Annotated in this window: 12 protein-coding genes; all 12 read right to left on the bottom strand. The window is 44.7% G+C overall.

Annotated features, from left to right (window positions below; translation table 11 throughout):
* Nucleotides 1-18 precede the first annotated feature (18 nt).
* The 12 genes from SORDD05_RS04995 to SORDD05_RS05050 all read right to left on the bottom strand — a co-directional run bounded on the left by SORDD05_RS04995 (nucleotide 19) and on the right by SORDD05_RS05050 (nucleotide 13,952).
* Complete coding sequence (locus SORDD05_RS04995; protein WP_061417454.1) at nucleotides 19-1,293, bottom strand: hydroxymethylglutaryl-CoA reductase, degradative; 1,275 nt, start codon at nucleotides 1,291-1,293, stop codon at nucleotides 19-21.
* The gene (locus SORDD05_RS05000) at nucleotides 1,293-2,465 is read right to left on the bottom strand and encodes a hydroxymethylglutaryl-CoA synthase (RefSeq protein WP_061417833.1); all 1,173 of its coding nucleotides are present in this window, start codon (nucleotides 2,463-2,465) and stop codon (nucleotides 1,293-1,295) included. The genes SORDD05_RS04995 and SORDD05_RS05000 overlap by 1 nt, the downstream gene beginning before the upstream one ends.
* 118 nt (nucleotides 2,466-2,583) lie before the next feature.
* On the bottom strand, nucleotides 2,584-3,039 hold the full coding sequence (locus tag SORDD05_RS05005; protein WP_061417456.1) for a threonine/serine exporter family protein: 456 nt from the start codon (nucleotides 3,037-3,039) through the stop codon (nucleotides 2,584-2,586).
* Between the two features lies 1 nt (nucleotide 3,040).
* Entirely contained in the window at nucleotides 3,041-3,799 is a 759-nt protein-coding gene (locus tag SORDD05_RS05010) for a threonine/serine exporter family protein (RefSeq protein ID WP_000344526.1), read from the bottom strand.
* A gap of 87 nt (nucleotides 3,800-3,886) precedes the next feature.
* A complete protein-coding gene (gene pknB / locus SORDD05_RS05015; RefSeq protein ID WP_061417458.1) occupies nucleotides 3,887-5,770 on the bottom strand; it encodes a Stk1 family PASTA domain-containing Ser/Thr kinase in 1,884 nt (627 codons plus the stop codon).
* On the bottom strand, nucleotides 5,767-6,507 hold the full coding sequence (locus SORDD05_RS05020) for a Stp1/IreP family PP2C-type Ser/Thr phosphatase (RefSeq protein ID WP_061417460.1): 741 nt from the start codon (nucleotides 6,505-6,507) through the stop codon (nucleotides 5,767-5,769). Before SORDD05_RS05020 ends, pknB begins: the two co-directional genes overlap by 4 nt.
* Before the next feature lie 15 nt (nucleotides 6,508-6,522).
* The gene (gene rsmB, locus SORDD05_RS05025; protein WP_061417837.1) at nucleotides 6,523-7,836 is read right to left on the bottom strand and encodes a 16S rRNA (cytosine(967)-C(5))-methyltransferase RsmB; all 1,314 of its coding nucleotides are present in this window, start codon (nucleotides 7,834-7,836) and stop codon (nucleotides 6,523-6,525) included.
* Entirely contained in the window at nucleotides 7,829-8,764 is a 936-nt protein-coding gene (gene fmt / locus SORDD05_RS05030) for a methionyl-tRNA formyltransferase (protein ID WP_061417462.1), read from the bottom strand. Before fmt ends, rsmB begins: the two co-directional genes overlap by 8 nt.
* Before the next feature lie 12 nt (nucleotides 8,765-8,776).
* Entirely contained in the window at nucleotides 8,777-11,173 is a 2,397-nt protein-coding gene (locus SORDD05_RS05035; RefSeq protein ID WP_061417464.1) for a primosomal protein N', read from the bottom strand.
* Between the two features lie 65 nt (nucleotides 11,174-11,238).
* Nucleotides 11,239-11,553, bottom strand: a complete 315-nt coding sequence (rpoZ, locus tag SORDD05_RS05040) for a DNA-directed RNA polymerase subunit omega (protein WP_002874282.1) — start codon at nucleotides 11,551-11,553, stop codon at nucleotides 11,239-11,241.
* A 24-nt stretch (nucleotides 11,554-11,577) separates the two neighbouring features.
* Nucleotides 11,578-12,204 (bottom strand): guanylate kinase, encoded by a 627-nt coding sequence (gene gmk, locus SORDD05_RS05045; protein ID WP_000775041.1) that lies wholly within the window; start codon nucleotides 12,202-12,204, stop codon nucleotides 11,578-11,580.
* 134 nt (nucleotides 12,205-12,338) lie between these two features.
* A complete protein-coding gene (locus SORDD05_RS05050) occupies nucleotides 12,339-13,952 on the bottom strand; it encodes a ribonuclease Y (RefSeq protein WP_061417466.1) in 1,614 nt (537 codons plus the stop codon).
* Between the last annotated feature and the right edge of the window lie 615 nt (nucleotides 13,953-14,567).

Here is a 14,567-nt window from a genome sequence, read left to right on the forward strand (position 1 = left end):
CAATTCGTCTGAGTTTTTTTATGATCTTAAATTTTCCAGATAGCGCTGGGCTATCTCTAGGTTAAAGGTTTTATCTGCGATGAGGCGCTCAACTAGGAGAGCAACTTCAGACTCACTAGCCCCAGCTAGGAGAGCTAAGGATTTTGCCTGCAATTTCATATGGCCCTGCTGGATTCCCGTACTCACCAAGGCTTTGAGGGCCGCAAAATTTTGGGCAAGCCCCATCGAAACGATAATCTGGGCTAATTCTTTGGCAGAAGGATTTCCCAATAGTTCGTGACTAAGAGCCACACGTGGGTTGAGACCGATAGAGCCACCCTTAGTCGCTACAGGCATGGGTAAGGTCATCTCACCGACCAATTCTTCTGCGTCCCTATCTAGTCTCCATCGGCTGAGGCCTTGATAGCGTCCATCTCGACTGGCAAAGGCATGGGCCCCGGCTTCGATGGCACGCCAGTCATTACCCGTGGCGATTAAAATCGCATCAATACCGTTAAAAATCCCTTTATTGTGAGTAGCTGCTCGGTAAGGATCAGCCTGCGCAAACTGGCTAGCTAAGGCTATTTTCTCCGCAATTTCTCGACCTTGGTCCCTTTGAGGGTTCAAGTAGCGGAAGGCGATGCGACAGCTTGCAGTCACCAGAGAATCGGTCGCGTAGTTGGACAGGATCCCCATAAGACTCTGTCCCTGACTGAGTTCTTCTAAGACTGGCTTCAAAGCTTCCAGCATGGTGTTGAGCATATTGGCTCCCATGGCTTCCTGAGTATCGACATGGAGATAAACAACGAGAAAGTCTGTTTCACCTTTGATCTGCTCTACATGCAAATCACGCGCCCCACCTCCTCGTTTAACGATAGAAGGATAGGCTTGATTGGCAAGTTCCAAGAGCTCCGCCTTCTTACTGGCAATCTTCGCTTGCGCTTGTTCAGGATCAGTAACTTGATAAAGGGCAACCTGACCAATCATCTGGCGCTCATGAACCTGAGCAGTAAAGCCACCTGCTCGCTTGATGATTTTACTAGCATAGCTGGCCGCAGCAACCACAGACGGTTCTTCTGTCACATAGGGAACTGTGTAGTCCTGACCGTTCACCAAAAGCTCTGGAATGATGGAATAAGGCAGAGAAAAAGTTCCCACGACATTCTCACTCAGCTGATCTGCAACTGCCAAGCTGACTTGTTCATTCTGCTCCAGACTCGTTTGCTTTTCAGGACTAAGGAGCGCCTGAGCTCGCAACAACTCCAGGCGCTCATGGTATGATCTTTTAGAAAATCCATTCCAACTTATCTTCATTATTTTTCAACCTTGCTATAACGGCGTTGGTGGTCGACAATTTCCACCAAAGCATAGTCTTGATGTTCATAGCCTGCAAATTGGGCTGAACCAGATTCATCCAACTGTACCTCCTCAAAGAAGACTTTTTCATAGTCTGCAACTGACAATGCTGTACGTTGCTTGAGTTTGCTCAAGCGATCCTTATCAAGGTAAGTTTCATAACCTTCGACCAGCTCTCCACTAAAGAACTCTGAAACCGCTCCACTTCCGTAACTGTAGAGGGCAATTTTATCTCCAGCCTTCAAAGTCTCTGCATTTTCCAAAAGAGAAAGGAGGCCGAGGAAGAGGGAACCTGTGTAGATATTCCCAATCATCTGACTATAGAGAATGGACTTATCAAAGTTTTCTTGTAAACTATCCTGTTTTTCTTTAGACAAAGTTTTGTCCATCATCTTGCGCAAGCCTTTTAGGGCCAACTTAGGATAAGGCAAGTGGAAGCAGATAGCCGCAAAATCATCCATAGTCCAATCATAGCGTTTCTTGTATTCACCCCAAGTCGTTGTCAGGCAATCAAGATACTGTTGGGTCGAGTACATGCCGTTTACATAAGGAGTGCTTGAGTAGTTCGGACGCCAGAAATCCATGATGTCGCGCGTTTGGGCAACGTTATCATTGTTAAAGGCTATGATGCGTGGATTTTGGGTGATCAACATCGCCACACTTCCAGCACCCTGAGTAGGCTCACCAGGAGTTCCCACACCATACTTGGCAATATCACTGGCGATGACCAAAACCTTGGACTCTGGAGAATTTTCCACATGCAACTTGGCATAATGGAGGGCAGCTGTTGCTCCATAGCAGGCTTCTTTGATTTCAAAGCTACGGGCAAAAGGCTGAATGCCTAATAGGCCATGAACAAAGACCGCTGCCGCCTTACTCTGGTCAATCCCTGACTCAGTCGCCACGATGACCATATCGATTTCTTCTTTTTCTTTGTCTGTTAAAATAGAGTTGCTTGCACTAGCAGCCAAGGTAACAATGTCCTCAGTCAGTGGCGCAATACTAATTTCATTTAACAAGAGTCCCTTGCTAAATTTTTCGGGGTCAACTCCCCTCGCTTCTGCTAAGTCTTGTAATTTCAAGACATATTGACTGGTCGCAAAACCAATCTTATCAATACCGATTGTCATATTTACCTCTGTTTTTTCATTCATTGTAAAAAATCGTTTCATTCTATTTTATCACAAATAGGGACAAAAGAGAGAAAAAAGACTTGATTCACCAAATCAAGTCTTTGCTTTGACTGCATTAGGAAGAGATTCCTCGTTGTTTTCGGATATAGTAATAAAGCTTTAGAATTACCGTTCCACTTGCCATTCCGATAGAAATAACGAGGGCTAACATAACCACCAAAGTCGCGCTTGCAAGGGCATGACTGTAATCGCCTGTCACAAAGAAGGCTGTCGTCCGATAGGATAGATAACCGGGTACTAAAGGGGCGAGAATAGCCAAGACAAAAACCACCGCTGGCGTCTTATAGACAATACTTAAAATCTGGCTGATACAAGAACCAACCACCGCTGCGATAAAGGTCGCAATAATAACATTGGTTGGTTCTTTGAGCACGAGATAGAGGAGCCAAACACCCATTCCCAAGACCCCACCAGGCAGAAGCATGGAACGCTGGACATTTAGTACGATTAGAAAGTTTATAATGGCGAGCAAACTTGCCACCGCTTGGAGTAAAATACTTGTTAGAGTCATCTTATGTCATCAAAACCAGGGCGACAGAGGTGCCGGCCCCTAAAGCGAGGGTAATGAGCAGGGATTCAAACATCTTGCTCATACCAGAGTTGATATGATTGGTCATGATATCTCGAACCGCATTGGTCAGAGCAATCCCTGGAACAAAGGGCATGACGGCTCCTGCTATGATCAGGTCTGCCGTCGAAGGAAATCCAGTATAGCGAGCCCAGAACTGGGCAATCAAGCCAAAAACAAAGGCACCTGCAAAAGCTGTTACAAAAGGAATTCGGATAAACTTCTCGACATAGAGAGAGAAGGCAAAACCAAACAAGGTCGCAACGCCTGCTCCAAAAGCATCATAGACATTGCCACCAAACATAATCGAGAAGAAAGGAGCACTGAGAGTTGCTGCTACAGTCACTTGAAGCTTGCTATAAGGAAGAGCTTGATTTCTGATTTCCTTCAGCTTTTTAAAAGCTGTAGAAAGATCAATCTGGCCACCCACAAGTTCTCGTGATACTTGGTTGACATCACAGACTTTTTCGATGTTATAGGAGGATGACGTCACCCGTTTCATCCGAGAAATATTGGTGTTTTCAATCGAAAAGAAAATAGCTGCGGGCATGGCAAGAACATTGCAATCCACTATTCCCTGTGAATGGGCAATGCGAATCATGGTGTCCTCAACCCGATGAATCTCCGAACCACTTTTCAAGAGAATGGTTCCAGCTAGCATAATCACATCAATGACAGCATTTAACTCTTTTGATTCGTCCATTTTCTACTCCTATTTTCTACTCCCTTTATTCTATCACAAAAGTTCATGAAAAAAAATCTTTGTCATGATTTCATGACAAAGATTGGGTTAATTTCGTTCATTGCTTGACGTTCTACCGCCATCTGAAGAATCCGTTGTAGGGTTGCTACCTTGATTGTTACTCTGTGAAGGCGTCGTGTCTGTTCCTGAATTTCCGTGTTGAGACGAACTTGATGAAGAAGGAAGTGGTTTTGGTTTATAAATAGAAATCTTAACACGTGTTTTATTGAGATCTACCTTTTCTCCAGGTTTAGGGTCCTGACTAACAACTGTTCCTGCAGTAGTTCCTTCAGGAGCAGTTGATACTTCCACAACTTCGATATTGGCCTCTTTTACACCAACAATCTGAGTCAAATTGTTCTTAGTAAATTCGAGACTTGAACCAATGTAACTTGGCATCGAAACACTGGTCACCTTCTTAGCAACTGTTAAGGTAATCGTGCTGGCTTTCGTGAGATCGTAAGTACTTCCTGCAGCTGGGGTTTGCCTAATGACTGTTCCTGGATCGCTTTCGCTAGATTCCTCTTCCTCGATCTTGATAAGATTTTCTGGAACCTTTTTCTCTTTGAGCTCTGCGACAACATCCGAGGACTTACGTCCTACATAGTTACTTAGTTGGAAGGATTGCTTACCTGATGAAACGATTAGATTTACTTTGCTTCCTTCTTTTCGACCGCTTCTAGCTTCTGGATCTGTTCGAATGACGCGACCTTCAGCTACTGTGTCGCTGGCCTCGGTCTTTTCTTCACCTACTTCAAAATTAGCTTTCTTCAGTGTTTCTTTAGCTTCAGCAACTGTCTGTCCCGATACATCTGGAATAGCAATAGTCGCTGGAGTTCGGGAGAAGATCCAAATCAAAGAGGCTGCAACTAGCAAGGCACTGGCCAGTAAAATCATATAGCGAGCTTTAAACTTCCGTTTTTTCGCTGGTTTTGGTACTGGTGCTTCATCTACCACCTGCTGAGTCTGCTGTTTTGATTGAGGTCGTTCTGGCTGTGGATTAGCCTTCGGAATAGAGGTCAGAGTGCTTTGTGGAACTTTAGGCAAGGTCTTGGTATCAACCTTGCTTGCCTCATCAAAGACTAGCTTTGGTTCTCTCCTACGATTGTGAGACAAACAACTTGACAAGTCCACATACATTTCTGATACAGACTGATAGCGATCTGTCAATTTCTTGGCCGTTGCCTTGATAACAACATTTTCCAAAGCTTGTGGTACTGCTGGATTCTCAGCAATAACAGATGGAAGTGGTTTTTGGAAATGCTGGAGGGCAATAGTCACCGCACTATCCCCATCATAAGGAATATGTCCAGTCAACATTTCATAGAAAATAATCCCCATAGCATAGATGTCACTCTGCACAGTTGCCTTGGAACCACGGGCCTGCTCAGGTGAGAGATAGTGGACTGAACCGAGCATGGAGTTAGTCTGTGTCAGACTGGTCTCTGCAAAAGCCACGGCAATCCCAAAGTCTGTAACTTTGGCAGTTCCATCTGGTGTCAATAGGATATTTTGAGGTTTCAAATCTCGGTGGATAATCCCTCTCGTATGCGCCAGACGCATCGCCAAGAGAATCTGTCCCATAATACGGACGGCTTCTTCATTTGAGAGAGGGGAGTGTTCTTTAATATAACGTTTGAGGTCAAGCCCTGCCACATACTCCATAGCTAGATACTGCTGACCGTCTTCCTCACCGATATCTGTTATTCGAACGATATGGGGATGATCCAGATCCGCCATGGCTCTCGCTTCACGTTGAAAACGTGCCACAGCAATCGGATCTGTCTGATAGTTAGTCCTCAGGACCTTAACCGCCACTTCTTCCCCGTCTAGGATCAAATCCTTGGCCAAGTAAACATCCGCCATGCCTCCTCGACCAATCTGTTTGATAATCCGATATCGTCCGGCAAAAATCTTGCCGATCTGGATCATTCTACTTCCTCCTCATTCATGTGAACAAGGGCAACCGTGATATTATCTAAGCCTCCTGCATTGTTTGCAAAACGAATCAAAGTTGCCGCCTTGTCTGCCAAGGAAATATCACTCGTTACAATATCGTAGATATCGCTTCCTGAGATCATATTGGTCAAGCCGTCACTGTTGAGCAAGAGGTAATCTCCTAACTCTAGGCTAACCATACCAAAATCTGGTTGAATTTCATCTTTTTGCCCAATGGATTGGGTAATGATATTTTTCTGCGGATGAATTTCTGCCTCCTCTGGAGTTAGCTGACCAGCCTTTAGCAGAGCATTAACCAAAGAATGATCACTTGTGAGCTGGCGATAATTTTCACCACGGATCAAACCGATACGAGAATCACCGATATGGGCATAAATAGCTTGATTTCCAATAATGGCTACTGCTTCAAGCGTTGTTCCCATCCCCTTATAGGCTTCGTCTTTCCCCATCTGATGAATTTTTTGATTTTCAAGTTCCAGATAGTGGGCAAACCATTCACGGACCTCATTGACGGTGTCGATTTGGGTATCAACCCAAGCCACGCCCAGGTCTGTTACCGCCATCTCACTAGCGATATTGCCTGCACGGTGTCCTCCCATCCCATCAGCCAAGAGGATCATGGTGCGTCCTGCTCGGTTGACAAAGTGATTGACATAGTCTTGGTTATTTGTTCGTTTCTGACCAACATCTGTTAATAATGCTATTTCCATTGTGTCAGTTCCTTCCTAATCAGATATCTTGCGGAATTGGCTGATAAAGAATCCATCACTTCCGTACAATTCAGGAGTGATCAAGATACAGCCATCTTTCAGGATATCTTTACATTCGTGTTCTAGTTTAACCTGCTCAAACTCGGGATGACTTTCTAAAAATGCCTCAACGACGTGAAAGTTCTCCTCTGAGACGATAGTGCAGGTACTATACGTTATTATACCACCTTTTCGTAAGGTTTGACAAACACTACCTAGTATTTCCAGCTGAATTTGCTGTAATGATGCGAAATCCGCCGTTTCTTTATTGTATTTGATATCTGGTTTGCGACGCAAGAGTCCAATCCCAGAACAAGGAGCATCTACTAAAATCTTGTCAAACGAGTCACGATCGAAAAACTCATGAACTTTTCTGGCGTCCAATTTTTGCGTTTGCACTCGATCTGCCATCCCCAAACGTTGGGCGTTTTCTTGGATCAAGTCCAACTTGTGATCATAAAGGTCCAAAGCCGTCACCTTACCCGATGTGAGGTAAGAGGCCATATGAGCTGTTTTTCCACCCGGAGCCGCACAGGCATCTAGAACCTGCTCATCTCCTTGTAAATCAAGAGTGGGTGCAACCAGTTGACTAGACTCATCTTGGATGGTAATGACCCCCTCGGCGAACAAATCATGTCCTGCAAAGTGACCTTGCTCCTTGACCAGACCAGTGGTTGCCAAGAGAGAATCAGTCGCCTCTAACAAAGCTTTGATTTCCTCTTTTCGACTCAAGTCGGTCACCCGGATACTGGCTTTGTTACGCACCAAGAGACTTTCAAAAATAGCTTGCGCTCGCTCTTCGCCGTATTCTTCCTTGAGCTTAGATACTAGCCAAACTGGGAGAGAATAGGCAATGGAATCACGCTTATTTTTTCGCTTAATGCTGTCAATATCTGGCCAGCCTTCTCGCAAAATACGACGAAGGATGGCGTTGACCAGTTTTTCACTGCCTTTTTTACGGGCTTTGGCTAGTTCTACCGCTTCATTGACCACTGCGTGATTGGGAACCTTATCCAGATACCGAAGTTGGTAGGCGCTCAGAAGGAGCAGGATATAGAGCCAGTTATCTAGCTTATCCCGGTCTTCGATAAAGTGGGACAGATACCATTCTAGAGTCAGTTTTCGGGCTACCGTTCCGTAGACAATCTCTGTCACCAATCCCTTGTCTGCTGCTGAGAGTTGACTGCACTTGAGGTGTTTATTTAATGCAATATTTGAATATGCTTGATTAACAAAAACATCCTCTAGCACTGCAAGAGCTAGACTTCTAGCCGTTTCTACTTTAGTCACCAAATCGTTCTCCTACAGTCAATGTCCGTCCCACTCCATTGAGGAAGGAAGCAATGTCCATCTTAGGCTTCCCAGCTGGCTGCACTTGCTTGAGAGACAGAGCCCCTTCTGCCGTAGCGACAATCAATTCCTTCTTGCCAATTGAGAGGATCTCGCCTGGAGCTCCCTGACCTTCTACAGGTAGGGCTTCATAGATCTTAAAGCGGTCTCCCTTGAGAAAAGTATGGGCAACAGGCCATGGATTCATCCCTCGGATTTGGTTAAAGAGTTGACGGTTAGTTTTAGTCCAATCCAGTCTTTCTTCCTCTGGCTTGATATTTGGCGAGAAAGTGACTTGACTAGGATCTTGTGGTTCAGGTTGGATTTCTCCTGCTAGATAGCCAGGTAGCGTATCCAAAAGCAAATCGCGACCAACGATTGCTAATTTTTCAAACAAGGTGCCGACATTGTCCTCATCTGTGATGGGGATGCTGCGACGAGAAATCATATCCCCTGCATCCATTTCCTTAACCATCTCCATAATGGTCACACCAGCTTCCTCATCCCCCTGAATCAAGGCATAATGAATAGGGGCGCCACCACGGTATTTGGGAAGGAGGGAAGCATGAACGTTGACTGCAAAATCCATGCTATCAAGAAGTTCACTTGGGAGAAACTGCCCAAAAGCAGCAGTGATAATTCCATCTGCCCCTAGCTTCATAATGGCTTCCATCTCTGGGCTTCCAGATAATTTTTCAGGTTGGTAGATGGGAAGACCAGCTTCTTTGGCAGCCTGCTTGACTGGGGTTTCTTGGATTACTTTTTTACGGCCGACAGCGCGGTCTGGCTGGGTCACAGCAGCTAGAATCTCGTAACGATCATCTGATAACAACCCCTTCAAAACTGTTGCTGAAAAATCGGGAGTCCCCATAAAGATTAGTTTTGTCATTTCTTCTCCTTCTTATAAAAATTGCTGCGGCTCATGGTCAATGCTGAGACGAAGCTCGCTATTTTCCCGTTCTTGAGTCAAGACCAAAACTCGATTGAGAGTTGGACCTAGCTCATCTTCTAAACGGTATTTAATCAAAATCTGGTAATGATAAAGGTTGTGGGTACGGGCGATGGGTTTTGGCGTCGGTCCAAGGATTTTACTAGTTTCCGATAATCCTGAGCGCAAAATCCCCATGACTTCATAGGCTCGTTTGACAACCTCTTCTTCTTTCTTGTGAGAGAGGGTAATCCCAATAGTAAAATAATAAGGCGGGTAGCCGAGTTGGCGCCTGATGCCCATTTCATAAGTGTAAAATCCTTCGTAGTCCTGATCCTTGGCAAATCGAATAGCATAGTGCTCAGGATTGTAAGACTGGATCAAGACCTGACCAGCCTTTTCTGCACGACCTGCACGGCCTGCCACCTGAGTTAAGAGCTGGAAGGTTCTCTCAGAAGAACGGAAATCAGGCAGATTCAAGGCCGTATCTGCATTTAGAACCCCGACCAAAGTCACATTGGGAAAATCCAAGCCCTTGGCAATCATCTGAGTTCCCAACAAGATATCTGCTTCCCCTCGGCCAAACTGGTCAAGAAGAGCTTGGTGACTGCCTTTCTTGCGGGTCGTATCCACATCCATCCGCAGAATGCGGGCCTGAGGAAAGAGCTCTGACAGCTCATCGTAGGCTTTCTGAGTCCCTGTACCGTAGTAACGAATACTGCGGCTCTGACAGTTGGGACAGACATGAGGAATCCCCTTAGAAAAGCCACAGTAATGGCAGTTCATGGTCTTGGTATCCATGTGGAGAGTCAGAGAAATATCACAGTTGGGGCAGCTATCCACAGTACCACACTCCCGACACATAACAAAGCTAGAATAACCTCGTCGGTTGAGCATGAGGACCACCTGCTCTTTTTTATCCAAACGGTCTTGGATGGCTTCTAGCAAAGGAGGCGTAAAGTTTGACGTCTCATTCTGCCCAATATAGTCCCGAAAGTCAATCACTTGAACCTCAGGAATAGTGGCCAAAGGATTGGCCCGTTGGGTCAGGCGTAAGTGTTGATAGACACCTTTTCCAGCCCGCGCACGGCTTTCCAGACTTGGTGTCGCTGAACCAAGAACTAGGGCTGCTTGATTGTACTGGGCCCGTAGAATGGCGACCTCTCTAGCATGATAACGGGGATTGCTGTCTTGTTTGTAGCTAGCTTCATGCTCTTCATCGATAATCATGACACCTAGATTTTTCAAAGGAGCAAAGATAGCTGATCGAGCGCCAACAACAACTTGGGCATCGCCACGCTCAACCTTGCGCCATTCGTCGTACTTTTCACCATTAGACAGGCCTGAGTGGAGAATAGCTACTTTCTCACCAAATCGAGCAATAAAACGCTCCGTCATTTGTGGCGTCAGAGAAATCTCAGGCACCAGCAAAATAGCCGTCTTACCCTTATCCAAGGCTCCTTGGATAATCTGCAAGTAAACCTCCGTTTTCCCACTTCCTGTAATCCCTTGAAGGAGGAATGGAGGCTGTTGACTACCAATAGCACTGACAACCGCATCGCGAGCTTGTCTTTGCTCTGGGTTCAGCTCCAAAGGTGTACTTGCTTCAATGCCTTCAAAATAAGCAGCTGAACGTTGCACTTCCTTTTGGACTATGGATACAGCACCTTGTTCCACAAAGAAGTTGACTTGCTCGCGTGAGTAGAATTCTAACAAACTAGCCAGAGGAGCACTTTCAGGATGAGACAGCAAATAGTCTCTCAGCTCTGCCTTTTTCTTAGCACGCGCAGAAATCTCAATCTGCTCTAGTCGAGTAGCATCAACCTCATACCAAGACTGGGTCTTGACCTTCTTTTGATCGACTGCCTGGTATTCTAAGCGGAGTAGCCCTTTTCTGGTCAAGCGCATCATTTCTGCCTGTTTGGCAAGGTCTAGAGAAGAAAAGACTAGCGAATCTTCTGAACCAAACAGACGCTCTCGATCTGCCTGACTCAGACCTTCCAGAGGATAGAGAATCTTATCATAACTGGAGTTTAAAAATCCAGGCAACATGGCTTTTAGGATGGAGATTTTGTAAGAAAAGACGGACTTGCGTAACTCCTCAGCCAGCCAGAGTTGCTCTTGAGTCAAGACGGGAGAAAAGTCTAGCACCTCTGCAATCTCCTTCAAGTCCTGACCTTCCATCTCTTCATCCGACTGGGACTCCAGGCCAAGCACAATCCCTTGTATCAAACGATTGCCTTTGCCAAAAGGAACATGGACCCGCATACCGACTTCCAGCATTTCTACAAATTCCTCAGGGATCTTGTAACTATAAGGCTGGTCCGTCTGCATCAGGGGAACATCCACAATAATCTTTGCGATTGCCATCTTCTCACCTCCTCCTTGTCAGTAAATTCTTGCAATAGAAAAAATAAGATTGAGTCCCCCCAACCTTAAATTTTTTCACCATCTTCTTTTTCTTTAGCGATTTGCTCTTTGATTTTCTTTTCTTCTTCTTCTTTGCGGCGTTTTTCTTCTTCAATACGGAGACGAACCGCTTCACGTTTTCCTTCTGGATCTGGGTGAATGGTTACATTTCCTGACTCGATTTCTTCCAAAGCACGAAGAGTTGATTTTTCAGACTTAAACTCTTGAGTTGCTGGCGCACCTGCTTCTAGTTCGTGGGCACGTTTTGCTTCCAAGATTACGAGTGAATATTTTGATGGCACCTTGTCGAGCAAGGTATCAATAGAGGGTTTTAACATCATTTGCTTGTACCTGTTTCCTATAGTTTATCGAGTAGTTGGAGATTTTGGCAACATCTCCTGGTAGTGACCAATGACACGGTCCACACGGAAGTGTTCAGCTTCGATCACACGCTTGACACGTTCAGCAGCGAGGGGCACCTGATCGTTGACAATGGCATAATCATACTCACGCATGAGGGCAATTTCTTCCTTAGCTTTTTCGATTCGTTGGGCAATCACTTCAGCGCTATCTGTTCCACGACCTACCAAACGATCTTGCAATTCATCCAAGTCTGGTGGCGTTAAAAAGATAAAGACAGCATCTGGAACCTTTTTCTTAACCTGAAGAGCTCCCTGAACTTCAATCTCAAGAAAGACATCGATTCCCTTATCTAGGGTTTCGTTGACATAGGTCAGAGGAGTTCCATAGTAGTTACCGACATATTCTGCATATTCCAACATCTGACCTTGACGGATCAGCTCTTCAAACTCTTCACGAGTACGGAAGAAATAGTCCACTCCGTCCACTTCACCAGGACGTTGCGCGCGCGTCGTCATCGATACAGAGTATTGAAATTGATTCTCAGAACTCTCAAAAATCTCTCTTCTAACCGTTCCTTTCCCAACTCCTGAAGGACCAGAAAAAACGATTAGCAAGCCTCGGTCTGCCATTATGTCTCCTTTAGTTAGTCTGTGAAATAAAGTAAAATTTCTCTCGGATACTGATGATAGCGTCAGTTATCCTTCTACAGTCTTTCTATCTAGTGTAACAAAAAAGCAGTAATTTTTCAACTGCTCTTTCTTATTTATTTAGCATAATCTACTGCACGAAGTTCGCGGATCACGGTTACCTTGATATTTCCTGGGTAATCGAGATTGTTTTCAATTTTCTCACGAACTTTGTGAGCCAAGATTGTGACTTTGTCGTCCTTGATTTGTCCTGGATTAACCATGATACGGATTTCACGTCCTGCTTGAAGGGCAAAGCTATTTTGCACTCCTTCAAAGCCATTGGCGATTTCTTCCAAATCATGGAGACGCTTGATATAGCTTTCAAGAGACTCGCTACGAGCACCTGGACGCGCTGCACTCAAGGCATCTGCTGCAGCAACAATCACTGCAATGACACTTTCGGGTTCGACATCGCCGTGGTGGCTAGCAATGGTATTCACCACAACTGGGTGTTCCTTGTACTTACGAGCCAACTCTGTACCAATCTCAACGTGGCTACCTTCAACCTCGCGGTCAATAGCTTTCCCGATGTCGTGAAGGAATCCAGCACGACGAGCAAGAGCTGCATTTTCACCAAGTTCACTCGCAATGATACCAGATAACTTAGCAACTTCAATCGAATGACGCAAGACATTTTGTCCATATGAAGTACGGAACTGCAAGCGTCCCATGATTTTCATCAAGTCTGGATGGAGGTTTGGCGCACCAATCTCATAGGCAGCAGCCTCACCATATTCGCGGATTTTATTGTCAATCTCCTGACGGTTTTTCTCCACCAACTCCTCGATACGAGCTGGGTGGATACGGCCATCCTTGAGCAACATTTCCATGGTCATACGAGCAATTTCACGACGAATCGGATCAAATCCTGACAAGGTTACCACTTCCGGTGTATCGTCGATAATCACATCAACCCCTGTCAAACTTTCAAAGGTACGAATGTTTCGACCTTCACGACCGATAATGCGCCCCTTCATGGTATCATCTGGTAGGTGAACCGTCGAGTTTGTTGACTCTGCTACATAGTCACCAGCGATACGCTGCATAGCCTGAACCAAGATATCTTTCGCAATCTTGTCTGAACGTTCCTTCACTTCTTGCTCAGCCTCACGAATGCGGCTAGCAATTTCCTTGCTCAAATTTTCCTCTGTCTGAGCCAAGATAATATCTCGAGCCTCACTCTGGGAAAGGGAACCGATACGTTCAAGTTCAGCTTCTTTTTGTCTTTCGACTTCCTCTAATTGCTCTTCACGTGCATCAAGGTTTTTTGCTCTATCAGAAATACTTTGTTCTTTTTGTTCAAGTGTTTTTTCTTTGTTCGTCAAATTGTCGTCCTTACGGTCAAGGCTCGCAGCTCTCTCCGTCAAACGACTTTCAATTTGCTTGAGCTCCTGACGTTCTGACTTAAATTCAGCGTCCACTTCTTCACGGTATTTTCTGGCTTCCTCTTTGGCCTCCAATAGTGCTTCTTTTTTAAGAGACTTGCTTTCGCTCTTGGCTTCATTTAGCAATAAATCCGCTTCGCGCTCAGCTTGTCCTCGTAAATTAGTTGCTTCTTGTTCAGCATTTAGAAGCATCAACTCTGCAGCTTCTTGAGATGATTTCATCTTAGCTGAGATGCTGACATATCCAATGACTAAACCAATGATGACGGCAAAAACAACAATCGCAATGGTCATGATTTCCATGTTTTTACCTCATTAAATTTGTTTATCGAATGACATACATTCCTTAATATTCTATCATAAAAAACCGATTTCCACAAACCCAAATTGAAGAGTTTTGTGTGAATTTTTGAAGAAAATCCTTATATTTTCAAGCAAAATTAAGATTCTTTAAAAATTTAAATTTTCATGAAAGCCAAGGCAAAAAAGAGCAATCACCCACCAAATACTACTTCTACAAACGCCTTAGAGAAAGTTCAGGAACAAGTGAAAGCGGTTCACTGTAGACAGATTTAACAGCCAGATCCCATCATCACACTACTTCAAAATACCAAAATTATACTGAATAAATTTCACATATTCCAACATATCAGTCGCGCTATAATAAAGCCTTTTATCCTCAAATTTTCAGGGAAACTTTAACACCTTGTAAGATTGACAGCCAGACGTTGACTTGTTCTGGTAAACTTCGCCATTAGTTGAAAGCAATCAGCAAGAATATAAGATGTCTAGTATTTGATTTTCAAAATTTCAAAAATTTAGAATGATAATTCTCGTCACTTTGAATGTTAAAAAAGAGAGAAGCAATCTGATTCTCTCTCATGCTTAGTTAGATCTCACCCTCTACAGTTGACAAAG

The organism is Streptococcus oralis (genome assembly GCF_001578705.1).
Classification (GTDB): Bacteria; Bacillota; Bacilli; order Lactobacillales; family Streptococcaceae; genus Streptococcus; species Streptococcus oralis_J.